General features: G+C 71.5%; 19 protein-coding genes and 1 pseudogene. 13 read left to right on the top strand and 7 right to left on the bottom strand.

Annotated elements, in window-relative coordinates; translation table 11 throughout:
* Positions 1-57: 57 nt before the first annotated feature.
* Positions 58-636, bottom strand: a complete 579-nt coding sequence (locus tag ACZ3IJ_RS18615; RefSeq protein WP_467469447.1) for a MarR family winged helix-turn-helix transcriptional regulator — start codon at positions 634-636, stop codon at positions 58-60.
* Positions 637-769: 133 nt separating this feature from the next.
* On the opposite strand from ACZ3IJ_RS18615, the gene ACZ3IJ_RS18610 reads away from it, so the two are divergent.
* Complete coding sequence (locus ACZ3IJ_RS18610) at positions 770-1,558, top strand: dioxygenase family protein (protein ID WP_467469445.1); 789 nt, start codon at positions 770-772, stop codon at positions 1,556-1,558.
* Positions 1,559-1,615: 57 nt separating this feature from the next.
* Here the strand turns inward: ACZ3IJ_RS18610 and ACZ3IJ_RS18605 are convergent, their stop codons facing one another.
* Positions 1,616-2,155 carry a GNAT family N-acetyltransferase gene (locus ACZ3IJ_RS18605; RefSeq protein ID WP_467469443.1) on the bottom strand — a complete coding sequence of 180 codons (540 nt, stop codon included), beginning with the start codon at positions 2,153-2,155 and terminating at the stop codon, positions 1,616-1,618.
* 147 nt (positions 2,156-2,302) lie between these two features.
* Between ACZ3IJ_RS18605 and ACZ3IJ_RS18600 the strand changes: the two genes are divergently transcribed.
* On the top strand, positions 2,303-3,310 hold the full coding sequence (locus ACZ3IJ_RS18600) for a sigma-70 family RNA polymerase sigma factor (protein WP_467469441.1): 1,008 nt from the start codon (positions 2,303-2,305) through the stop codon (positions 3,308-3,310).
* 241 nt (positions 3,311-3,551) lie between these two features.
* Here ACZ3IJ_RS18600 and ACZ3IJ_RS18595 read toward each other — a convergent pair whose 3' ends face one another.
* Positions 3,552-4,529, bottom strand: a complete 978-nt coding sequence (locus ACZ3IJ_RS18595) for a helix-turn-helix transcriptional regulator (RefSeq protein ID WP_467469439.1) — start codon at positions 4,527-4,529, stop codon at positions 3,552-3,554.
* A 62-nt stretch (positions 4,530-4,591) separates the two neighbouring features.
* Between ACZ3IJ_RS18595 and ACZ3IJ_RS18590 the strand changes: the two genes are divergently transcribed.
* Entirely contained in the window at positions 4,592-6,127 is a 1,536-nt protein-coding gene (locus ACZ3IJ_RS18590; RefSeq protein WP_467469437.1) for an MFS transporter, read from the top strand.
* 84 nt (positions 6,128-6,211) lie between these two features.
* Here the strand turns inward: ACZ3IJ_RS18590 and ACZ3IJ_RS18585 are convergent, their stop codons facing one another.
* On the bottom strand, positions 6,212-7,096 hold the full coding sequence (locus tag ACZ3IJ_RS18585) for a hypothetical protein (protein WP_467469435.1): 885 nt from the start codon (positions 7,094-7,096) through the stop codon (positions 6,212-6,214).
* Positions 7,097-7,529: 433 nt separating this feature from the next.
* Here ACZ3IJ_RS18585 and ACZ3IJ_RS18580 point away from each other — a divergent pair, with 433 nt between their 5' ends.
* Entirely contained in the window at positions 7,530-8,624 is a 1,095-nt protein-coding gene (locus ACZ3IJ_RS18580) for a glycosyltransferase (protein WP_467469433.1), read from the top strand.
* Positions 8,625-8,632: 8 nt separating this feature from the next.
* A complete protein-coding gene (locus ACZ3IJ_RS18575) occupies positions 8,633-10,363 on the top strand; it encodes a glycosyltransferase family 39 protein (RefSeq protein ID WP_467469431.1) in 1,731 nt (576 codons plus the stop codon).
* A gap of 67 nt (positions 10,364-10,430) precedes the next feature.
* Here the strand turns inward: ACZ3IJ_RS18575 and ACZ3IJ_RS18570 are convergent, their stop codons facing one another.
* The 3 genes from ACZ3IJ_RS18570 to ACZ3IJ_RS18560 all read right to left on the bottom strand — a co-directional run bounded on the left by ACZ3IJ_RS18570 (position 10,431) and on the right by ACZ3IJ_RS18560 (position 13,643).
* Positions 10,431-11,210 (bottom strand): DUF6227 family protein, encoded by a 780-nt coding sequence (locus ACZ3IJ_RS18570; protein ID WP_467469429.1) that lies wholly within the window; start codon positions 11,208-11,210, stop codon positions 10,431-10,433.
* A gap of 133 nt (positions 11,211-11,343) precedes the next feature.
* Positions 11,344-12,414 carry a P1 family peptidase gene (locus ACZ3IJ_RS18565; RefSeq protein ID WP_467469427.1) on the bottom strand — a complete coding sequence of 357 codons (1,071 nt, stop codon included), beginning with the start codon at positions 12,412-12,414 and terminating at the stop codon, positions 11,344-11,346.
* Between the two features lie 26 nt (positions 12,415-12,440).
* On the bottom strand, positions 12,441-13,643 hold the full coding sequence (locus ACZ3IJ_RS18560; RefSeq protein WP_467469425.1) for a low temperature requirement protein A: 1,203 nt from the start codon (positions 13,641-13,643) through the stop codon (positions 12,441-12,443).
* A gap of 177 nt (positions 13,644-13,820) precedes the next feature.
* Here ACZ3IJ_RS18560 and ACZ3IJ_RS18555 point away from each other — a divergent pair, with 177 nt between their 5' ends.
* From ACZ3IJ_RS18555 to ACZ3IJ_RS18520, 8 genes and pseudogenes are all read left to right on the top strand, one after another.
* Entirely contained in the window at positions 13,821-15,245 is a 1,425-nt protein-coding gene (locus ACZ3IJ_RS18555) for an MFS transporter (RefSeq protein ID WP_467469423.1), read from the top strand.
* 219 nt (positions 15,246-15,464) lie between these two features.
* The gene (gene pflB, locus ACZ3IJ_RS18550; RefSeq protein ID WP_467469421.1) at positions 15,465-17,735 is read left to right on the top strand and encodes a formate C-acetyltransferase; all 2,271 of its coding nucleotides are present in this window, start codon (positions 15,465-15,467) and stop codon (positions 17,733-17,735) included.
* 25 nt (positions 17,736-17,760) lie between these two features.
* On the top strand, positions 17,761-18,546 hold the full coding sequence (pflA, locus tag ACZ3IJ_RS18545) for a pyruvate formate-lyase-activating protein (RefSeq protein WP_467469419.1): 786 nt from the start codon (positions 17,761-17,763) through the stop codon (positions 18,544-18,546).
* A gap of 82 nt (positions 18,547-18,628) precedes the next feature.
* Entirely contained in the window at positions 18,629-19,702 is a 1,074-nt protein-coding gene (locus tag ACZ3IJ_RS18540) for an MFS transporter (RefSeq protein ID WP_467469706.1), read from the top strand.
* Positions 19,699-22,017 (top strand): molybdopterin oxidoreductase family protein, encoded by a 2,319-nt coding sequence (locus ACZ3IJ_RS18535; RefSeq protein WP_467469417.1) that lies wholly within the window; start codon positions 19,699-19,701, stop codon positions 22,015-22,017. Before ACZ3IJ_RS18540 ends, ACZ3IJ_RS18535 begins: the two co-directional genes overlap by 4 nt.
* Before the next feature lie 8 nt (positions 22,018-22,025).
* Complete coding sequence (locus tag ACZ3IJ_RS18530) at positions 22,026-22,625, top strand: 4Fe-4S dicluster domain-containing protein (RefSeq protein WP_352187176.1); 600 nt, start codon at positions 22,026-22,028, stop codon at positions 22,623-22,625.
* Positions 22,622-23,248: pseudogene (locus ACZ3IJ_RS18525) on the top strand (Rieske (2Fe-2S) protein); the annotation flags it as partial. The gene ACZ3IJ_RS18530 and the pseudogene ACZ3IJ_RS18525, both read left to right, overlap by 4 nt.
* Positions 23,249-23,274: 26 nt before the next feature.
* The gene (locus tag ACZ3IJ_RS18520; protein ID WP_467469415.1) at positions 23,275-23,715 is read left to right on the top strand and encodes a hypothetical protein; all 441 of its coding nucleotides are present in this window, start codon (positions 23,275-23,277) and stop codon (positions 23,713-23,715) included.
* Positions 23,716-23,739: the final 24 nt, after the last annotated feature.

Genomic DNA, 23,739 nt, shown 5'->3' with positions numbered 1-23,739 from the left:
CGCCTCCCGGTTGCCCGCGCGAGCCCGCCTCACGGTCGCTTCCCGCCCTGGTTCCGCTCAGCGGAGCCAGGGCAGGTCCGCGTGCGGGTCCGTGGGCTGGAGGCCCTCCGCCATCACCTTCATGATCGTGCCGAGCTGAGCCACCTGCTCCGTGCTGAGCCGGTCGAACATCGCCTGCCGTACGGCGGTGACATGGCCGGGAGCCGTCCGCCTCAGCACCTCGTACCCCTCGTCCGTGAGGCGCGCGAACTGCCCGCGCTTGTCGGAGGGGCAGTCCTCGCGCACCACCCAGCCGCTCTTCTCCAGGCGGGCGACGGCGTGGGAGAGCCGGGAGCGCGTGATCTTGGCGTCCTTGGCCAGCTCGGTCATCCGCAGTCGGCGCCGGGGCGCCTGGGAGAGGTGGACGAGCAGGCCGTAGTAGATGTGCGGCATCCCGGCGTCGCGCTGCAGCTGGCGGTCGAGGTGGTCCTCGAGGAGGGTGGTGGCGTGGAGGTACGCGCGCCAGACGCGCTGTTCCTCGTCGCTGAGCCAGCGGGGAGCGTCCGCCTGTGCCGCTTCCGCCGCTTCCGCCTGTGCCGCTTCCGCCGCGTCCGCCGCTTCTGCCGTCCGCGCTCTGCCGTCGGGTGCCGTGGTCATGCGATCCATCCTACGACTCGTCCTTGAAAGTTGAACTACATCGTCCTACGCTCGGGGCAAGGCAAGCTTGAACCTTCAAGCACCACTGCCTCGCCCCTTACTCGCACCCTTCGGATGACGGGAGGCGGTCGTCATGGACGCCACGCTGGAACGGATGCCCGCCCTCTACCTCTCGCACGGCGCCCCGCCGCTCGCCGACGACCCGGTCTGGCCGGGCCAGCTCGCCGCCTGGGCCGCCGGGCTGCCCCGGCCGAAGGCGATCCTGATGGTCTCGGCCCACTGGGAGGAGGCCCCGCTCGCCCTCGGTGCCACCGAGACGCTGCCGCTCGTCTACGACTTCTGGGGCTTCCCCGAGCACTACTACCAGGTGCGGTACGCGGCGCCCGGCGCGCCCGAACTCGCCGCGTCCGTCCGCGCGATGCTGCGCGGCCCCGGCACGCCCGTGCAGGACATCCCGGACCGGGGCCTCGACCACGGCGCGTACGTCCCGCTGGTGGAGATGTTCCCGGACGCCGACGTTCCCGTACTCCAGATCTCCCTGCCCACCCTCGACCCGCGGAAGCTGATGGACATCGGCCGCCGGCTCGCGCCCCTGCGCGACGAGGGCGTCCTCATCGTCGGCAGCGGCTTCTTCACCCACAACCTGGCCGCATTGCGGCACGTGGGGCCAGGGGTGCCCGGCTGGTCGGCGGAGTTCGACGACTGGGGGCGGCACGCCCTGGAGGCGCGGGACGTCGACGCGCTCCTGGACTTCGAGCACACCTCCCCGGCGGGCCGTCTGGCCCACCCGCGCACCGAGCACTTCGCGCCGCTCTTCGTCACCCTGGGCGCGGCGGACGCGGCCGGGGACCTGGACGGCGGGCGGAGTGTGATCGACGGCTTCTGGATGGGCCTCGCGAAGCGCTCGGTCCAGTTCGGGTAGGGGTGGGGCAGGGGTAGGGAGTGGGGCGCGGATCCGGAAGGTCCGCGCCGACCCGCGTCACGAGGGGTGCGCGAGGCGCTTCTCGTACCAGGCCACGTCCCAGTAACGGCCGAACTTCCGGCCGACCTCCTCGTACGTGCCGACGTGGCGGAAGGCGAACCGTGCGTGGAGGCGGACCGAAGGCTCGTTCGGCAGCGCGATCCCCGCGTACGCGCGGTGGACGTCCTCGGTCGCGAGGGCCTCGAAGAGCCGCTCGTAGAGGAGCGTGCCGATGCCGCGGCCGACGGCGTCGGGGCAGAGGTACACGCTGACCTCGACGGAGGTGGAATACGCCGGTTTCGCGCGGAACGCGCCACTGGTGGCATATCCGAGAATTCGCCCTTCCGTCCCCTTCCGGACATCCTGAGCAACCAGAAGGCGATGCGGGCCGTCTTCAGGGTAGGAGCGGAGCCAGGGAAGTCGTCGCTCGGGAGTGAAGGGTTCGGTGTCGAAGGTGATCGCGGTCTCGCGGACGTAGTGGTTGTACAGGTCCGTGAGCGGTGCCAGGTCACCTTCCGTGCCCGGCCTGACCTGCGCCTCTGTACGTCTGGACGGCATGCGACCCCCTCGGTGGCGGCACAGGGTACTGCATGATCGCGAAAATCGATGCGCCGCGTGGGAATTCTGTCCTGATTCCAGTCGTTGTTTCCGTCGGATGCAGGGCACCCGAAAGGGTGTCGCGACCTACTCAGCAAGGGAGCACGCATGGCAACCCGTGCCGTCGCCCGTCGTCAGTCCTCCGCCACCGGCGGTAGTGGCAAGAGCCGGGCGAGCAGCGTTCGCGTCGTGGGCGGGGAGATCGCCGACCGCGACCTGGTCGGCATGTACCTCGACGAGATCGCACGCACGCCCCTCCTCGACGCCGCCAAGGAGGTCGAGCTCTCCCAGACCATCGAGGCGGGTGTCTACGCCCGGCAGATCCTCGACGGCGAGGTGGAATCGGAGGCGGGAAACGCGTCCCGTGAGGAGCTCGAGGCTCTGTACGAGGCGGGCGAGCGTGCCAAGGACCTCTTCATCAAGTCGAACCTCCGCCTGGTCGTCGCCGTCGCGCGACGCTACCCGCGCAGCGGTCTGCCGCTGCTCGACCTGATCCAGGAAGGGAACGCCGGCCTGGTCCGCGCGGTCGAGAAGTTCGACTACGCGAAGGGCTTCAAGTTCTCGACGTACGCCACGTGGTGGATCCGCCAGGCCATCACGCGGTCCATAGCCGACCAGTCGCGCACGATCAGGCTCCCCGTCCACCTGGTGGAGGAGCTCGGACGGATCCGGCGCGTGCAGCGCGAGTTCAACCGGGAGAACGGCAGGGAGCCGGAGCCCGCCGAGGTCGCGGCGGAGCTGGGCTCGACGCCCGAGCGGGTCGTGGACGTCCTGGACTGGGCGCGGGACCCGGTCTCGCTGAACATGTCGGTGGACGACGAGGGCGAGACGCAGTTCGGCGACCTCCTGGAGGACACGTCCGCGGTGTCGCCGGAGCAGTCCGTGCTGACGCTGCTGCGCAGTGAGGAGCTCGACGACCTGATCGACAAGCTCGACCACCGCACGGCGTCGATCATCCGTATGCGGTACGGCATCGAGGACGGCCGCGAGCGCACGCTGACCGAGGTCGGCAAGGAGCACGGCCTCACGCGTGAGCGGATCCGCCAGATCGAGAAGCACGCGCTGCTGGAACTGAAGAAGATGGCCCGCGACACGGGCTTCGACGCGGTGGCCTAGAGCGGCCGGCCCACCGGGCTCACCGGCGACGACCGGTGCCCCGCCCTCCCGGGCGGAGGCATCGGGGCGGCCGGGCACGGCGTCGCCCGTGCGGGGCGCGTGGCCGCGGGCCGGCGCCCGCGCGGCAGCCCGCAGCATCCGGTCTCCGCGGCGAAGGCCGCGAGCGCGACGGGTGTCCGGCGGCGCGCCCGCGTGCTGCCGGCGCGGGAGGCGCCCCGTGCCGCGTCCCGCCCGGAGCCGTTCACCCCGCGTCCGCCGCCGCGCTCGTCACCGCCGCCGTCAGGCGCGCGCCCAGGTCCTTCGCGTACGTGGTCAGCGAGGACGGCGCGTGGATCGTGAACGGGGCGTCCACCAGGGCCAGCCGGATGGCCAGCCATTCCGTGGAGTCCGCGGTGCGCGTGCGCAGCCGGCACGTGGTCGCCCCCGTGGGCGTCGGGGTGAGGTGGGCCGGGAGGCGGGCCGCCACGAAGTCGGCGGGGGCGTCGAAGGTGACGTCCAGGTCCAGTTCCGGCTGCGCCCGGGACATCGAGCGCGTCATGTACTCGGCCGCGCCGCCCGCGGGGAGCTCCCGCGGGGTGAAGCGCGCCCCCGTCGCGAACGGGTCGGACACCCGGTCGACCCGGAACGTCCGCCAGTCCTCGCGCTCCATGTCGTACGCCACGAGGTACCACCGTCGCCCCGTCGACACGAGCCGGTACGGCTCGACCAGTCGGCGCGACTCCGTCCCGTCCCCCGCGCGGTACCCGAACCGCAGCCGTTCCTGCGCCGTCACCGCGCCCGCGAGGGCCGTCAGCGTCGACGGCGCGACCGTCGCCCCGTCCCCGCGCGTCAGCGGGATCGTCGCGTTCTGCAGCGTGGACACCCGGTGCCGCAGCCGCGACGGCAGCACCTGCTCCAGCTTGGCCAGCGCCCGTACCGACGCCTCCTCGACGCCCTCGATCGCGTGTCCGGCCCCCGCCCGCAGGCCCACCGCGATGGCGACCGCCTCCTCGTCGTCGAGCAGCAGCGGCGGCATGGCCGTCCCGGCGACGAGGCGGTACCCGCCCACCGCCCCCTTCGTCGCCTCCACCGGATAGCCGAGCTCCCGCAGCCGGTCGATGTCGCGGCGGATCGTGCGCGCGGAGACCGAGAGCCGCTCGGCGAGTTCGCTGCCCGGCCACTCGCGCGGTGTCTGGAGCAGCGAGAGCAGGTTCAGGAGTCGTGCGGGAGTGTCCGTCATGTGTTCCAGCATGCGTCGCATCTAGGACATCAGCTGACCTACATGCCCTCTACGTTTCTCCTATGAGTTCACACGACGCCGCCGTGCAGGGTGCCGCGGCCACCGACCGCAGGCGCTGGATAGCCCTCGCCATCGTCATGACCGCCGCCTTCATGGACCTGGTCGACGCCACGATCGTCAACATCGCGATCCCGAGCATCGAGCGGAACCTCGGCGCGTCCTTCGGCGCGATCCAGTGGATCACCGCCGGCTACGCCCTGGCGTTCGCCGCCGGTCTGATCACCGGCGGCCGTCTCGGCGACATCTACGGCCGCAAGCGGCTGTTCCTCCTCGGCACGGCCGGCTTCACCCTCGCCTCCGCGCTCTGCGGCTTCGCCGCGAACCCGGAGATGCTGGTCGCCTCCCGCCTGCTCCAGGGCGCGGCGGCGGCGATGATGGTCCCGCAGGTCCTGTCGATCATCCATGTCACCTTCCCCGCGCACGAGCGCGGCAAGGTCTTCGGCATGTTCGGCGCCATCATCGGCCTCGGCGCGGTCTCCGGCCCGCTCCTCGGCGCGCTGCTCACCCAGTGGAACATCGCGGGCCTCGAATGGCGCCCGATCTTCCTGATCAACCTGCCGGTCGGCGTCGCGGGCCTGATCCTGGGCCGGAAGTTCATCACCGAGTCGAAGGCGCCCAAGGCGCTCCGCCTCGACATCGTGGGCGTGCTGCTCGTGACGCTCGCGCTGCTGATGCTGATCTACCCGCTGACGCGCGGCCGTGAGCTGGACTGGCCGCTCTGGGGCCACCTGTGCATGGCCGGCAGCCTCGTCGTCTTCGCCGCCCTCATCGCGTACGAGAAGTACAAGACGAAGAAGGACGGCTCCCCGCTCCTCGAGCTGACGCTCTTCAAGGTGAAGAGCTTCGCGGGCGGCATCGCGGTCCAGCTGACGTTCGGTGTCGTGATGGGCATCTTCTTCCTGGTCTGGACGCTGTACATGCAGGTCGGTCTGGGCTGGAGCCCGCTGAAGGCGGGTCTGACGGGCGTGCCGTTCTCGATCGCCGTCTCGACGGCCGCCGGTCTGTCGGTGCAGAAGCTCGTCCCGCGGTTCGGCCGCAAGGTGCTGCAGACGGGCGCGGTGACGATGGCGGCGGGCATGCTCCTCTACCTGTGGGAGGCCGGGCGGTACGGGGCCGGCATCGAGCCCTGGCAGATGATCCCGCCGCTCGTCGTCATGGGCGTGGGCATGGGGCTGATCGTGGCCCCGCTGACGGACGCGGTCCTCTCGGACGTGCCGCGCGAGCACGCGGGCTCGGCCTCGGGCCTCATCAACACGACGGGGCAGATGGGCAACGCGCTCGGACTCGGCCTCGTGTCGGTCGTCTTCTTCGGTGTGATCGACGAGGAGCGGCTGGCGAAGGCCCCGGCGGAGATCGGCGCGGCGTTCACCGACGCGTTCCAGAACGCGCTCGGGTGGGCGGTGGCGGTGCTCGCCGTGATCTTCCTGGTGATGTTCGCGCTCCCGGCGAAGCCGAAGCAGCACATCGAGGGCGCGGACGGCGACGAGGGTACGGATGCCTCCGTGACCGTCGAGAAGGAGCCGGTGCTCACGCACTGACCCGCCGCGCGGCGACGGCGGAAGGCCCGGACCGGGATGCCCCGGTCCGGGCCTTCCGCTGATGCCCGGCGTACACCGCTCAGGTCAGGAGCGGTTGATCACGCCCTGGGATTCCAGGCTGCGGCTGAACTTGGTGTTGCGCAGCACCACCGGAGTGGGTGTGTTCTGGAGGAACCAGGCCTCGTCCCAGGTGAACTGACCGTTGATGTCACCGTGTGTCTGGTACACCTGGCCGCCCGTCGTGAGCACCTTGATGTAGGCGTTGTTGCCCTGGGCCTCGATGCCGACGGCACACACGTTCGGCGGATAGCCGGGGTTGGCGGGGTCCATACCGACAGGCGTGGCGTTGGTGAGGTCCTGCCAGGAGATCGGCCCACCGAGGGAAGCGGCCTGACCGGCGAACACCTTGCCGCCGGTGAGGACGGCCTGGAAGTCCTGGGTCGCGCTGGGCGCGTAGAGGTCGATGTCCGAGCAGGGCCCGGTGGCCCCCGTGGCTCCGGTCGCGCCGGTGGCCCCGGTGGGACCTGTCGCCCCGGTGGCTCCGGTCGCGCCGGTGGCTCCGGCCGGTCCGGTGGGCCCGGTGGGCCCGGTGGGACCCGTCGCCCCGGTGGCTCCCGTGGCGCCGGTCGCTCCCGTCGCCCCGGTGGCGCCCGTCGGACCCGTCGGGCCCGGCCGGACGTTCTGGCAGTGGTCGGGGTCGCCGACCGGCGCTGCCAGTACGTAACGGTCGTACGCCCCCTGGGACGACGACTGCAGGTACTGCGCCAGGCTGCCGCCTGTGTACTGCTGGACCTGATGGTCCACGTAGCCCTCGAGATCACCGAGCGCGGGAGCGCCCTCGTGCGGCATCGGGGCGCTCTCGCGCGACACCGGGCCCCACAGCACCGGGTCCGAGCTCTGCTCGTCGTGCGGGCGCTGGTTGTGGTCCTGGCAGTCGTCACCCCCCGACGGTGCGCCTGCGGCGTTCACTCCCGAAGGTCCGGCCGCGCCCTGGGGCGAGGCGGATCCGGGGGTCGTGAACCCCGTGAGAACAAGTGCGATCGAAGCGATGGCGCCTCCGTTGAGCCAGGCGCGGCGTCGCGGAAGCGGGCCCAAGAGGGACCTCGTCCTGGAATCAGGACTCATGCAACAGCTCCTTACTTCATCCGGATCGAGTGATGCACCGGAAGCGAGTTCGAGCTTCCTTTCAGATCATCGGATCGCGCTCACGCCGCCTTTACGGCTCCGGAAGGACTGTCAACGCATGGCCTACCGCCGCCATCCCCCTGGGTGCGTACACGGCGGCGAACCTGAAGGCGCCCGTCGGCGTGGTGTCCCCGGCGGTCCCGGCCCCGTGCTTAAGGTCGCCCCCCACCGACCCCGCCGAAGTGGTGTTGCCGTGAAGCCGTCCATCTGCTTGTGCATGATCGTCAAGAACGAGGCCCGGGTCATCGAACGGTGTCTCTCTTCCGTCCGGGACCTCGTGGACACGTGGGTCATCTCCGACACCGGCTCGACCGACGCGACCCGGGAGCTGATCCGCAAGGCCCTCGACGGCATCCCCGGCGAGCTCCACGAGGAGCCGTGGGTGAACTTCGGGCACAACCGGAGCCTGAACCTCTCCCACGCCCGGGGCCGGGCCGACTACGTCCTCCTCCTCGACGCCGACCTCGTCCTGCGGCAGGACGGCCCGCTGCCCGCGCTGACCGCCGACGCCTACATGCTGCGCCACGAGGGCGCGATGGAATACCGCGTCAAGCGCCTGGTCAGGGGCGATCTCCCGTGGCGGTACGAGGGCGTGACGCACGAGTACCTCACCGCGGACCGGGACCACGTCCAGGAGAACCTCGACGCCCTCGTCATCGAGGACCACGCCGACGGGGGCTCGCGGCACGACAAGTTCGAGCGCGACGCCCGGCTGCTCTCCGCCGAGCACGAACGCGACCCCTCCAACACCCGCACGGTCTTCTACCTCGCCCAGACCATGCGGGACATGGGCCGTACGAGTGAGGCGATCGACCTCTACGAGCGCCGCGCGAGCATGGGCGGCTGGATCGAGGAGGTCTACTACGCGCTGCTCCAGTCCGGGGTGCTCAGGGCGGACGCGGGCGACTGGCCGGCCGCGGCGGACGCCCTCTCCCGCGCCTGGGAGGCGCGCCCGGAGCGCCTCGAAGCCTGCTACGAGCTGGCGGCGCGGCTGCGGAAGATGAACCGTCACCACAGCGCCCACGCGATCGTCTCGGCCGCCGTCGACCGCCGGCCGCCGGACGACATCCTGTTCACCCAGCCGTGGGTGTACCGCTGGGGGCTGCTGTTCGAGTTCTCGATCACCGCCTACTGGGTCGGGGACTTCGCCGGGTCCCTCACCGCCTGCGACCGGCTTCTGGCCATGCCGGACCTGCCCGACGCGTACCGCGAGCAGACCGTGCGGAACCGCGAGTTCGCCGTGCGGAAGCTCGGGCTCGCCGCCGTCCCGGAGCCTGCCGCCGCGGTCCACGTGACCGCGCCACGGGGCTGAGGCGGCCCGTGGCGACCCCTCCTCCCGCCTTCCCCGCCGCCTCTCCGTCCGCCCCGCCTCCGCCCGTCGCCTCCCCGGCCCGCGGCGGCACGGTGCCCGCGACCGTCAGGCGCCCGGGCGCCCGGACGCCCGGACGGGGACGGCGGCCCGGGGTGTGGCTGTGGCCGACGCTGCTCACCCTCGCCCTGACCGTGTACGAGATCGGCCGCCCTCTGCTGTGGCAGGACGAGCTCACCACCTGGGAGGTCGCCCGTCGCCCCACCGGCAGGCTGCTCGACACGCTTCAGCACGTCGACGCGGTCCTCGGAACCTACTACCTCCTCCTGCACGGCTGGATGGGCGTCTTCGGGGATTCCGCCACCGCCCTGCGCCTGCCCTCGGCGCTCGCGATGGCGGGCACCGCCGGCTGTACGGCGCTCATCGGGCAGCGCCTCTTCGGCCGACGCGCGGGGCTGGCCGCCGGTCTGCTGTTCGGGCTCGTCCCCGTCGTCACGCGGTACGCCCACGAGGCCCGGCCCTACGCCCTCGTGGTCCTGGCCGCCACCCTGGCCACCCTGCTGCTGCTCCGGGCCCTGGAACGCCCGGAGAGCCGGTGGCGCTGGACCGCGTACGCCGCGTGCGTGGCGGCGGTCGGGCTGCTGCATCTGATCGCCCTGACCGTCCTGGCCGGGCACCTGGTCCTTGTGGTGCGGCGGGCCCGCGCGGAACGCTCGGCCGCCCTGCGCTTCGGTCTCGCCGCGCTGGCCGGTACGGCGGCCGCCGGTCCCGTGGTCCTGCTGGGACGGGCGCACGCAGGGCGCCAGATCTCCTGGATCCCCGGCCCCGACCTGTGGAGCCTGGTCACCTTCCTGCCGCAGCTGTACGCGTCCGCGCTGGTCGCCGGAGCGATGACCGTCCTGGCGGCCCTGGCCGGGGGCGACCGCCCCGGGGCGGCGATGAGCCGGGCGAGCGTGAGCCCGGCGGCGATGAGCCCGGACCCCGTCGGAGCCGAGCCCGACGGAGCCGACGCCAGCAGATCCGCGGCCGACCGGTCCGACGCCGACCGGCCCGACGCCCACCGGTCCGACGCCGACCGGTCCGCGGCCGGGAGCTCAGCGGTCCTCGGTCTCTTCGCGCTCGCCCTGCTGCCACCCCTGCTGCTCTGGGCGGTCTCGCACGGCGACGTCTCGTACTTCTACTACCGGTACCTGCTCTTCACCCTCCCCGCCTGGGCGGTGCTGGCCGGCGCGGGGGTCGCCGGTCCGCGTTCACGCCTTCGCTCGCGGGGAGCCGTCGCGGGGGTCGTCGTGGCGCTGGTCCTGCTGACGTTGCCCGAACAGCAGGCGGTACGCCGACCGCTGGCCCACTTCTGGCAGGGCGTCGACTTCGAGGGTGCCGCCCGGACGATCGAGAGGTACCACCGGCCGGGGGACGCGGTGGCGTTCGACCGGGGGGACGACCACTGGCGCATGCTCGACGTCGGTGTCCGCTTCTACCTGGCGGACGGGCTGCGGCCGCGCGACGTCTTCCTGGACACCGCGGCCGCCGACCGCGCCGACCTGTGGTCGACGGAGTGTCCCGTCCCGGCCGCCTGTCTGCGGGAGGAGCCGAGGATCTGGCTCGTCGTGGCCGGTGACGCGGCCGATCCGCTGGACGCCCTCCCGGCCGCCCAGGCGCGGGCTCTCCGAGCCCGTTACACCGCGACCGGCGCCGAGCGCCTGACCGGCGTGACGGTGGCCCTGCTCGTACGCGTCCCCTAGACCGGCCAGGGGGAGACCGGCCAGGGGAGGGCGGGGCCCGGCTGGCCGCCCTCCCCCGCGCCGTGGCTCACCGCACCCGGGCGCGGTGCTCCATCGCGTCGCGTGCCGTGCGCTCGTCCTCGTAGACCTCGCACATGTGGCGGCCGTCGGGGGTCGCCGTGTGCTCCACCTCCCAGAGGCTCAGCTCGGTGCCGTCGAGCAGCAGGAACGCGTGCTCGTAGAGGGTGAAGCCGGCGTCCCGGCCGCCCTCGGTCGCGGCGTACTGGCGGCCGAAGGCCTGCGTGATGTGGTGCGCGTACGCCACCCGCAGCCGGCGCGCGGTCTCCTCGCCCGGCCGGTCCGCGTTCTCCGCGCGGCGCAGCACCCGCCGGGCGTGGTCCGGAGAGTCCTCGGCGACGTACTTCCGGGGCGACTTCGGTATCCGGCGGGACAGCAGGGCGCTCAGCAGCTCCAGGTCGCCGTCCTCGTCGAAGTCCGGATCGGCGGCGCGCTCGACGCCCCAGCCCGGGGAGAAGCGGGAGGGGAGCCGGGAGGCGGCGAGCCGCGCCTCCGCCTCGTCCGCGTACAGCTCGTGCTGCTCGGTGCCGTCCCGGCCGGAGTTGTGCACCAGCTCCCAGAGGCTGAGCGCCGTTCCGTCGGCCAGGAGATAGGTGTGGCGGTACGTGGTGCGGTGCAGCGACGCGCTGTGGTGCGAGGAGTGCAGCGCGCTGGAATGGGCGAACGCCGTCTCCAGGCGCTCGATCGTGCAGTCGGGCAGGTCGAAGGAGTTGAGCGCCCGGCCGAGGAGGCGCTCGACGTGCGTCTCGGTCGTCTCGTACGGATCGAGATGATCCTGCGGATCGTTCAAGAGGGTCTCCAGGCCGTCGCCGCATGTCACTTGGTGCTTGCTTAACGTAGTCCCTGGGTCCGACATCGTGTCCGGGGTTCGGCAAAACGACGGGGGCGTGCGGGAAGTTCCCGCACGCGGGTCGGAGGTCGCCTCAACTCCCTTTGTTGGACGGGGAGTCGACAAGTGGTGCGGGTCCGTACAGCTCGCGGTACGCGGGGAAGTCCCCGCCCGGTCCCGTCACCCCCTCGGCGGTCTCCCTGACCGCCCGCACGATCGCCCGGGTCACCAGGTCGGCGCCGGCCGCCAGGATCTCGTTGAGTGCGAGCGGACCGGCGTCCGGGTCCGGCTCGCGCCCACCGGTAGCGAGGGCGAAGACGGTGTCGCCGTCGTTGAGGAGATGGACCGGGCGGACGGCGCGTGCGATGCCGTCGTGCGCCGTGCCGGCCAACTTCTGCGCCTGCGCCCGGGTCAGCGCGGCGTCCGTCGCGACGACCGCGAGGGTGGTGTTGAGCGGCGGCGGCGTGTTCCTCGCCCGTGCCTCGGCGAGGCGCAGGCGAGCGGCCTCGTGGACGGCCGGCTCCGGGTACGCGGGCCGGCCGTGGAAGTACTCCCCGTACAGCGCGCCCGTCCCCGGATCGACCGCCGAGCCGACCGCGTTGACGACGACCAGCGCGCCGACCGTGATCCCCGACCCCAGGACCGTGCTCGCGGTGCCGACCCCGCCCTTGAGCCCGCCCACGACGGCGCCCGTGCCCGCTCCGACCGCACCCGTCGCCACGCGCGCGTGGAGCTCCGAGGCCGCGGCGGCCTCCACCGCCGCACGCCCCGTGGACGCGTCCGGCCGGGCGGCGAAGTCGCCGCCGCGGCCCAGGTCGAAGACGCAGGCGGCGGGGACGACCGGGACCACGTGCGAGGGCTCGGGCCCCACCCGTACCCCGCGTCCCCGCTCCTCCAGCCAGGCCATCACCCCGGCGGCGGAGTCGAGCCCGTACGCGCTGCCGCCCGTGAGGACCACGGCGTCGATCCGCCGGACGACGTTACGGGGGTCGAGGGCGTCGGTCTCCCGTGTGCCGGGTCCGCCGCCGCGCACGTCCACGCCGGCGACGGCCCCGCCCTCGGGGGCGAGGACGACGGTGGTCCCGCTGAGGGCGCGCGGCCCGGCCACGCGCGCGTGGCCGACCCGGAGCCCCGGCACGTCCGTGATGGCGTCATGGTTCGTCATGGTGCCTGCGTACCACGCCTGTTCGATCAGTGCCCCTGGTCGGGGCCGTGCCCGTGACCGGGGCCGGACCCGCGCGAGACGGGGTTGCGCGCTGCCAGCGTCACCCCGACCGCCACGGTCGCCGCCGCGGCGAGACCGGCCAGCAGGACGGCCCAGCGGCCGGCGAACGTGCACATGAGGATCGCCAGCGACGAGACGGGCAGGACGAGCTGCTGTGCGATGCCGACCTTGAAGTACCGGGCGTGGAGCACCCACACGGAGAGCAGGAAGAGCGCGGTGGGGATCGTCACTGCGGAGGAGGCGGCGAGCGTGGAGATGTGGGCCTTGCCCACCGCCTGCTCGACGGCGATCTCGATCCCGGCGCCGATGGCCGCGGCGGAGGCGAAGATCAGGTAGTGGCCGTAGCCCCAGAAGAAGCCCTGCCGGTTGGAGCGCAGGCGGACGTGGGCGGGCGCGGCGAAGTAGATCCACCAGGCGGCGTAGACGATCAGCAGGCCGCCCGCGGCGATCGGGAGCAGCTCGTCGAGGGCGTCGTACTCGCTGACCCCCGTCTTCACGGCGACCGTCGCGGCCGCGACGGTCTCGCCGAGCACGATGATGGTGAAGAGGCCGTAACGCTCGGCGATGTGATGCGCGTGCCAGTGGGTGTTGGTGTCCTTCTCCGCGATCGCGGGGACCGCCAGCTCGGCGACGATCATGACGACGAAGATCCAGGTGCGGGCGGACTCGGGGCCCCAGAGGAGGGCGGTCCAGCCGATCTGGCAGAGGATCACCCCCGCCGCGTACCGGCGGCACATCGTCCGCTCGGCGGCGTCCGTCGCGTGGTGGGCGGCGCGCAGCCACTGGAACGAGAGGGCGAGCCGCATGACCACGTAGCCGAGCACCGCGACGAGGAAGTCGTCCTCGAAGACGCGGGAGATCCCGGCGGCGAGGATGAGGACGCCGGCGATCTGGACGAAGGTGGCGACGCGGTAGAGGACGTCGTCGTTGTCGTAGGCGGAGGCGAACCAGGTGAAGTTCATCCAGGCCCACCAGATCGCGAAGAAGACCATCGCGTAGTGGCCGATGCCGTCGGCGGCGTGGTGCTCGGCGACCGCGTGCACCAGTTCGGCGCCGGCCTGGGCGACGGCGACGACGAAGCAGAGGTCGAAGAAGAGCTCGAGCGGTGTGGCGGCGCGGTGCGCCTCGGCGCGGGATCGCGCGACGAGGGGCAGGAACGGTTGCGTCATGCGCCACAGGACATCAGAGCCGGGCCCGGGGCGGCTTCTTCGGCACGCGGGGTCCCTAGGGCCCGGGAGGGACGGGACCTCTGCCCGCCGGGATCACGACCATGGCCTCTGACCCGGCCCCTGGGCGCGGACGCAGCCTGGAAGGGCAAAGAACAGCCCCGATCCCAGGGAAGCGCCATGAGTTCCGTACTCCAGGACACCAGAGCGGCGACGAGCGGGCCGGCACCCTCGTACGACGCGGAGCAGTACCGCCCGGGCCGGCCGATCACCGACTGGGAGCCGGAGAACGAGCTCTTCTGGAAGTCGATCGGGAAGCGCGTCGCGAGCCGCAATCTGTGGATCGCGGTCCCGGCGCTCCTGGTGGCCTTCGTCGTCTGGCAGGTGTGGAGCGTCACCGCCACCAACCTGCAGGACGTCGGCTTCGGCTTCTCCACCTCGCAGCTGTTCTGGCTGACCGCCGTTCCCGGTCTGACGGGCGGCACCGCCCGGATCCTCTACACCTTCCTCGGCCCGAGGATCGGTCAGCGCCGCTTCACGGCGCTGTCGACCGTCGTGCTGATCGTGCCGCTGATCTGGCTGGGCGTCGCGATCCAGGACCCGACGACCCCGTACGTCGTCATGGTGGCCATCGCGGCCCTGTGCGGCATCGGCGGCGCGAACTTCGCCTCCTCGCTCGCGAACATCGGCTTCTTCTTCCCGAAGGCGAAGAAGGGCAGCGCGACCGGTATCAACGGGGGCCTGGGCAACCTGGGCGTCTCGGCGGTGCAGCTGCTGACGCCGATCGTCATCACCTGGTCGACGATCGCGATCGGCTCGGCCCAGCACAGGGCCGACGGAACCACGGTCCACCTGCAGAACGCCGCCTTCATCTGGGTCCCCGTGCTGCTCGTCCTCGCGGCGGTGGCCTGGTTCGGCCAGAACGACCTGAAGGTCGCCTCCACCCCCTTCAGCCGGCAGAAGATCATCTTCAAGCGCAAGCACAACTGGCTGATGACCTGGCTGTACGTCGGCACCTTCGGCTCCTTCATCGGCTTCGCGGCCGCCCTGCCGATGCTGATCAAGACCACGTTCCCGGACTACTCCGTCGCCACCTACGCCTGGATGGGCCCGGCCGTGGGCGCCCTGGCCCGGTGGGCGGGCGGCTGGATCGCGGACAAGCTGGGCGGCGCACGGGTGACGATCCTGTCCTTCGTGGGCATGGCGGCCTCGATCATCGGCGTCATCTCCTTCCTCCCGTCGGGGTCGGACACGGGCGGGTTCTACGGTTTCTTCTTCTGCTTCCTGGCGGCGTTCTTCTTCTCGGGCATCGGCAACGGCTCGACCTTCCGCCAGATCCCGGTGATCTTCCGCGCCACCCATCTGACGGGGCTGACGGAGGGCACCCCGGAGTACGCACGCGCGCTGAAGCAGTCGGAGATGGAGTCCGGTGCGGTCACCGGCTTCACCTCGGCGATCGCCGCCTACGGCTTCTTCTTCATCCCGGCCCTCTTCGGCTCGGTGGCCGTGACCAGCGCGATGTGGGGATTCGTCGCCTTCTACGCCAGCTGCACGGTCGTGACCTGGTGGTTCTACGCCCGCAAGGGCGCGGAGGCGCCCAGCTGACCGGCGTACCGACCGTGCTGTCCCGCACGGTCACCGCGCTCTCCGACAGGTCACCGAGCTCCCGGAAGACCCCGCTCCGGCGGGGTCTTTCCGCATGCCCGGAACGGGACCAAAGACCGTCGACCGGTGACCATCGCCGACCCGGGCGGCCGGTCGGGAGGAGTGCAATGGAGACAGGCAACGACGCGATCGAACGAATCGAAGAAGGCGGTGCGGGCCATGACGGCGACCCCTGCTGAGGCAACGGTGAACGAGCGGGCCTGGAAGGGCTTCCGGGGCGGACTCTGGCGCGACGCCGTCGACGTCCGCGACTTCATCCAGCAGAACTACACGCCGTACGAGGGCGACGGCTCCTTCCTCACCGGTCCCACCGAGCGCACCACCTCGGTGTGGAAGGCCGTCACCGACCGCTTCCCCGAGGAGCGCGCCAGGGGCGTCCTCGACGTCGCGTACGACATCCCCTCCAGCATCACCGCCCACGCCCCGGGCTGGATCGACCGCGACAAGGACCTGATCGTCGGCCTCCAGACCGACGCCCCGCTGAAGCGCGCGATCATGCCGTACGGCGGCTGGCGCATGGTCGCCGGCGCCCTGGAGACCTACGGCTACCCGGTCTCGGCCGAGCTGGAGAAGGTCTTCACCGAGTACCGCAAGACCCACAACGCCGGTGTCTTCGACGCCTACACCCCCGAGATCCGCGCCGCCCGCAAGGCCGGCGTCGTCACCGGGCTCCCCGACGCGTACGGCCGCGGCCGCATCATCGGCGACTACCGCCGTGTCGCCCTCTACGGGGTCGACCGGTTGATCGCGGTCAAGCGGGAGGAGAGGGCGGAGCTCGACTCCCTCCCCGCCGGCGGCCGTTCGCTGGAGGAGACGATCCGACTGCGGGAGGAGCTGGCCGAGCAGATCCGCGCGCTCGGCGAGCTGAAGGCGATGGCGCGCTCCTACGGCCACGACGTCTCGGGCCCCGCGACGACCGGCCGCGAGGCCGTCCAGTGGGTGTACTTCGCCTATCTCGCCGCCGTGAAGGAGCAGAACGGCGCCGCGATGTCGCTGGGGCGGACCTCCACCTTCCTGGACGTCTATCTCCAGCGCGACATCGAGGCCGGACTTCTCACCGAGGAGCAGGCGCAGGAGCTCGTCGACGACTTCATCATCAAGCTCCGCATCGTCCGCTTCCTGCGCACCCCCGAGTACGACGAGCTGTTCTCCGGAGACCCGACCTGGGTCACCGAGTCCATCGCCGGCAGGGGCGAGGACGGCCGTCCGCTGGTCACCAGGACCTCCTTCCGCTATCTCCAGACCCTCTACAACCTCGGCCCGGCGCCCGAGCCCAACATGACCGTCTTCTGGTCGCCCCGCCTTCCCCAGGGCTTCAAGGAGTTCTGCGCGAAGGTCTCCATCGACACCTCGTCCGTGCAGTACGAGTCGGACGAGCTGATGCGGCCCCGCTTCGGGGACGACACCGCCATCGCCTGCTGCGTCTCGGCGATGCCCGTCGGCCGGCAGATGCAGTTCTTCGGTGCCCGGGTGAACCTCGCCAAGACCCTCCTCTACGCGATCAACGGCGGTCGCGACGAGAGGTCCGGCGTCCAGGTCGGCCCGGCCACCGGGGCGATCACCTCCGACGTCCTGGACTACGACGAGGTGATGGCCCGGTTCGACGAGCAGATGGAGTGGCTCGCCGCCACCTACGTCCACGCGCTGAACGTCATCCACTACATGCACGACAAGTACGCCTACGAGCGCGTCGAGATGGCGCTCCACGACCGCGACGTGCGCCGCACCATGGCCTGCGGGATCGCCGGCCTGGCGGTCGCCGTCGACTCGCTGGCCGCCGTCAAGTACGCCAAGGTCACCCCGGTGCGGGACGAGACCGGCCTCGCGACCGACTACCTGATCGAGGGCGCCTACCCGGCGTACGGCAACAACGACGACCGTGCCGACGAGATCGCGGTCCGGCTGGTCGAGGAGTTCATGCGGAAGGTGCGCAGGCACCCGACCTACCGCGACGCCGAGCACACCCAGTCCGTCCTGACCATCACCTCCAACGTCGTCTACGGGAAGAAGACCGGCAACACCCCCGACGGGCGCCGGGCCGGCGAGCCGTTCTCCCCAGGCGCCAACCCGATGAACGGCCGCGACACCCATGGCTGGGTGGCCTCGGCGCTGTCGGTCGCCAAGCTGCCGTACGAGGATGCCGAGGACGGCATCTCGCTGACCAGCACCGTCACCCCCGACGGTCTGGGCCGGACCCCGGAGGAGCGGATCAGGAACCTGGCCGGTGTCCTCGACGGCTACATGACGAGCGACGGCTTCCACATGAACGTCAACGTGCTCGACAGGGAGGTGCTGATGGACGCCATGGAGCACCCGGAGAACCACCCGCAGCTGACCATCCGGGTCTCCGGATACGCGGTCAACTTCGTCCGACTCACCCGCGACCAGCAGCTGGACGTCCTCAACCGCACCTTCCACGGCTCGCTGTAGGAGCCCCGGACGGAGAGGTCCCGCCATGACCACGATCATGCCCGCGCCCGTGACACCGGCCGCCGCGGTCACCCGCCGCCCCTCGGAGGGCTCGGTGCACTCCTGGGACCTGTCGACCGGCGTCGACGGCCCCGGCACCCGCTTCGTCACCTTCCTCTCCGGCTGCCCGCTGACCTGCCTCTACTGCCACAACCCCGACACCTGGCGGATGCGGAGCGGCACGCGCACCTCCGCCGACGACGTGATCGCCGAAGCGCGGAAGTACACCCGCTTCATCTCCGCCGCCGGAGGCGGGGCCACCGTCTCCGGCGGCGAACCCCTCCTCCAGCCCGTCTTTACCGGGGAGCTGCTCCACCGGATGAAGCACGAGCTCGGACTCCACACCGCGCTCGACACCTCCGGCTTCCTGGGCGCCCGCGCCACCGACGCCCTGCTGCGCGACACCGACCTCGTCCTCCTCGACATCAAGGCCTGGGAGCCGGAGACGTACAGGAAGGTCACCGGCCGCCCGCTGCGGCCGACCCTGGACTTCGCCCGCCGCCTCGCCGACCTCGGCCAGGAGGTCCACGTCCGCTTCGTGCTCGTCCCCGGTCTGACCGACGACCCCGCCGACATCGAGGGAGTCGCCTCCTTCGCCGCCGGGCTGGGCAATGTCTCGCGCGTCGACATCCTCCCCTTCCACCGGCTCGGCGAAGCGAAGTGGCAAGCACTCGCCATGCCCTTCACGCTCCACGAGACCCCCTCGCCGACAGCGCATCAGCTCGACGAGGCCCGTGCCGTCTTCCGCGCCCACGGCCTGAACGCCATCTGAGCGACACGCTCACCCGCCCGGCCCGCAAAACAGGTTGAATTCCGGCATATCGCCCTAGCGTGTGCGCGTGACCGAGCCACCCGTGACCGAGCAACCGCAGGGCCCCGCGCCCGTCGTCCAGACACCCGCCGACGTACGCCGCCGCGCCGCGCTCGCCGGCACCGCGGTCTCCGTGCTGCTGATCGTCGCGATCGTCCTCGGCAGCCGGCTGCTGCGCGACTTCGACTCGGCGCTCCTCCCGTACGCCGTCGCCACCGTCTTCCTGGCCTTCGGCGTGGCCTACCGCTACACGGTCTGGATCTCCGCGCCCGGTGCGCGCCGTCTCTTCAAGCAGGGCTGGCGCTCGTTCTTCTCGGCCGCCAACTTCCGCAGGGCGCCCACCGCGCTGCCGAAGATGATCGCCACCTACCTCGGCTTCCAGAAGTTCCTCGGCGCCCGGTCCCACGCCCGCTGGGCGGCACACCAGCTGATCTTCTGGGGCTGCGTCCTGGCCGCCCTGATCACCTTCCCGCTCACCTGGGGCTGGTTCACCTTCACCTCGTCCACCGGGTCCGGGCCCGGCTACGAGATGCGCATCTGGGGCTTCAAGGTCCTCGGCTTCGACTCCCTGAACATCGTCGGCTGGCTGATGTTCCACGGGCTCGACATCGCCGCCGCCCTCGTCATCCCCGGCGCCTCCTACTTCCTCTGGCGCCGGATGAAGGACCGCGGGGCCATCACCGGCCAGCGCTTCGCCTACGACCTCGTCCCGTTGATCGCCCTCATCGTCATCTCCGTGACCGGGCTCCTGCTCACCTTCTCGTCGATCTTCCTGCACGGCGGCGGTTACGAGTTCCTGGCGATCCTGCACATGGTGTCGGTGGTCTTCACCCTCATCTACATCCCGTTCGGGAAGTTCTTCCACATCGTGCAGCGGCCCGCCGCCGTCGGCATGCAGCTCTTCAAGTACACCTCCCGGCGCAAGGACGGCGACGAGGTCCTCGCCTGCCGCCGCTGCGAGGAGCCCATCGACACCGCCCCCTACGTCGAGAACCTCCAGGGCACCATGCGCGACCTCAGGCTCGGCTTCGACCAGGGGCCCGAGTACTGCCCCCGCTGCAAGCGCGTGATGCGCGGCAACGCCTACCTGACCCACGTCAAGAAGGGCTTCAAGTGACCCAGCAGCACGTGGGCCGCGACCACCAGCTTCCGCTCGACCCCTCGATCGCCCCGCCCGGCACCCGTAACTTCCGCGACGCCGGCGGCATCCCCGCCGACCGCTGGCACGCCGACCAGAACGGCGAGACGCTCGTCCCCACCCACTGCTGCTTCTGCGGCGTCCAGTGCGGCATGTACCTGCGCGTCGACCAGGCGGGCAAGGTCTTCGGCGTCGAACCCCGCAACCACGACATCAACCGGATGCGGCTCTGCCCCAAGGGCATCAACGCCTACCAGCAGGTCAACCACCCCGACCGGCTCACCGCCCCGCTCATGCGCCGCAGCCGCGACGAGGAGTTCCGCGAGGTGAGCTGGGAGGAGGCGCTCGACCACACCGTCGCCGAGATCCGCCGCATCCAGGCCGAGCACGGCCACGACTCCTTCGGCCTGCTCGGCGGGGCCAGCCTCTACTCCGAGAAGACCTACCTCGTCGGCAAGTTCGCCCGCGTGGCCCTGAAGTCCCGGCACGTCGACTACAACGGGCGCCTGTGCATGGTCTCCGCCGCCGGAGCCAACAAGCTGGCCTTCGGCATCGACCGGGCCGGCAACCCGTTCTCCGACATCCTCCTCACCGACTGCCTCCTCATCGCCGGCTCCAACGTCGGCGAGTGCTTCCCCGTGATGACCCAGTACCTGTGGGGAGCCCGGGACCGCGGCGCGTCCCTGATCGTCGTCGACCCCCGCGAGACGGCCATCGCCCGCACCGCCGACCTGCATGTCGCCCTCAAGCCCGGCACCGACTCGGCGTTCTTCAACGCCGTCCTGCACGTGGTCGTCGCCGAGGGCCTCACCGACGAGGCCTATCTCGCCGCACACACCACCGGCTGGGACGAGGTCAGGAGGACCGTCCAGGAGTACCCGCCGTCCCGCTCCGCCGAGATCTGCGGCGTGCCCGAGGAACAGATCGTGCGCACGGCCCGGATGTTCGCCGGCGCCGAGCGGGCCATGGCCTGGCACGCCCGCGGCGTCGAGCACCACTCCCAGGGCGTCGAGAACTGCCTGACCATCATCAACCTGTGCACCGCCACCGGGAACATCGGCAGGCCGGGCGCCGGCTACGGCACCATCACCGGCCAGGGCAACGGTCAGGGCGGCCGGGAGCACGGCCAGAAGTCCGACCTGCTGCCCGGCGGCCGCTCCATCACCCACCCCGAGCACCGCCGTCAGATCTGCGAGATCTGGGGCATCGACGAGTCCGAACTCCCGCCCGCCGGAACCTCCATGATGGAGATGGTCTGGCAGATGCAGCGCGAGGAGATCCGCGGACTGATCGGCATCTGCAACAACCCCTTCGTCTCCCTCCCCAACTACGCGACCGTCAAGAACGGCTACGACACCCTCCAGTTCCACGCCCAGTTCGACTTCTTCCTGTCGGAGACCGCCGCCAACGCGCACGTGGTCTTCCCGGTCACCGTCTGGGCCGAGGACGAAGGCGTGATGGCCAACGCCGAGGCCCGGGTCGTCAAGCACAACAAGGCGCAGGAGCCGCCCGCCGGGGTCCGCACCGACACCTGGGTGATCTGCGAACTCGCCAGGCGCCTCGGCGCCGGGGACAAGTTCGACTTCCCCGACTCCCGGTCCGTGTTCGAGGAGCTCCGCGTCGCGTCCGCCGGAACGGTCAACGACTACTACGGCATCACCTACGAACGCCTGGAGGAGACCGGCGGCATCGCGTGGCCCTGCCCCTCCACCGACCACCCGGGCACCCCCCGCCTCTTCGAGGACGGCAGGACCTACCACCCGGACGGCAAGATCCACATGCAGGTCGTCGAATGGCACCCGCCCATGGACCCGTACAGCGAGGAGTACCCCCTCTCGCTCACCACCGGCCGCACCGTCGCCCACTTCCTCTCCGGCAACCAGACCCGGCGCCTGGGCGCCCTCGTCGAACAGACCCCGAGGCCCTGGGTCGAGGTCCACCCCTCGCACGGCTTCCGCAACGGCGAACCCGTCCGCGTCGTCACCCGCCGCGGCAGCGAGGTCTTCCCCGCCCTGGTCACCGAGGCGATCCGCCCGGACACCGTCTTCGTGCCGTACCACTGGCCGGTCCCCACCGCCGCCAACGCCCTCACCGTCGACGCCCTCGACCCCCGCTCCAAGATCCCCGAGTACAAGGTCTGCGCGGCACGCATCGAGGCCGCGGAACGGATCGACGAGGTGCCCGAACCCCCGACCGCCCCCGGGCAGCACGCCTACCCCGAGACGCAGGTCTCCCGTACCGATCCCCTGCCGCCCACGTCCCCGCAGGGCCGTGGCACCGCGGAGAGGAGCTGACGCCGCTCATGATGGGCCGCACGATCTTCATCGACCCCGGGCGCTGCATCGGCTGCCAGGCGTGCGTCTCGGCCTGCCGCGAGTGCGACTCGCACCGCGGCAAGTCGATGATCCACCTCGACTACCCCGACGAGGGGCACTCCGTCGCCTCCCTTCCCACGGTCTGCATGCACTGCGAGGACCCGGTCGCGCCCTGCGCCGAGGTCTGCCCGGCCGACGCCATCCTCGTCACCGCCGACGGTGTGGTGCAGCAGGCCGACACCACCCGTTGCATCGGCTGCGCCAACTGCGTCAACGCCTGCCCCTTCGGCGTCCCGAAGATCGACCTCCAGGCGAAGCTGCAGATGAAGTGCAACCTCTGCTACGACCGCACCGCCTACGGACTCGCCCCGATGTGCGCCACGGTCTGCCCCACCGGCGCCCTCTTCTACGGAACCCTCGAGGAGCTCCAGAGCGAACGCCCCGGCGTCCAGGTCGCCGACTCCTTCACCTTCGGCTCGACGACCGTCTCCACCGGAGTGGCGATGGTCGTCCCCGCCGACAAGGTCCAGTGGCCGGTCCCCGGCGGGCTCCCCGTCGTGGAGATCAACGGGAAGGCGGTCCGATGAGCGTCACCGAGCAGCCGCCCGCCGACGGCCAGGACGCGGCCGACGCCGCCCAGGAGGCGCTGCACGACCGGATCGCCGCCGACTCGCTCACCACCCGGCGCGACTACCTCCGGATCGTCGCCACCGTCTCCGGCGGCCTGGCCATCGGCGGCATCGGCGTCGCCTCCGGGATCCTGCACCGCCACGGCGACACCGACGGGACACCCGAGCCGAAGAAGATCGCCGACCAGCTGCTGCCCGGCGAGTCCCTCGCCTTCCGCTACCCCGAGCAGGCGGACCGCGCGGTCGCCGTCCGCCTGGAGGACGGCACCCTCGTCGGCTACTCGGCCGTCTGCACCCACCTCGCCTGCGCCGTGCTCTGGCGGCAGGACCGCGGCACCGAGGGTGAGCTGTACTGCCCCTGCCACGAGGGGGTCTTCGACGCCCGTACGGGAGAGGTGACCGCGGGCCCGCCGCCGCGGGCGCTGCCGAAGGTCCTCCTGGTGGAGGAGGCCGACGGCAGCGTCTGGGCCGTCGGCACCACCCGCTCCGGCGAGAGCGTCCAGGAGAGCCTGTGCCGGCAGCTCGGCGCCGAGCGCCCCGACCTGGCCGAGCGCCTCAACTGCCCGGGCGCCTCCGCGGGCGGGGCCGTCACGAGGAGCGAGCGCACATGACCGACGCACCCTTCCCCCGGGACCCCGAGGTCCCCGGCCGGGCCCCGGGCGCCCCCGACGGGAGTCCCGCCCCGCCGCCCGAGGCGCCGCCGCGCCCCGCCTACACCGCGGGGAGCGCGCAGCCCCGGCTGAACCGGCCGGTGCACGAGCGCTACCCGCAGATCCGGCCCACCAGCGGCTACGGCGACCCCCGGGTCCGCCACACGGGCCCGGGCCCCGGTGCCGGTACGGAGCAGGAGCCCGAACGCTCGTCGAAGCTGAGCGCGCGCCTGGCCCTGGCCCTCACGGTCGTCATCGGGCAGCTCTGGGGGCTGACGATCGTGGTCGACGAGTGGATGGCCGGGGACACCGGCACGGCCTGGTGGGGGGCCGGCTTCCTCGTCCTGTCGTTCCTCGTCGTCCTGGGCCTGTGGCTGCTCGACCCGAAGGACCGCTGACGTCCCGCACCCGGCGTAGGCTGG

It is taken from the genome of Streptomyces sp. NPDC013317 (assembly GCF_055563155.1).
This window is presented reverse-complemented; position numbering and strand designations above follow the sequence as displayed.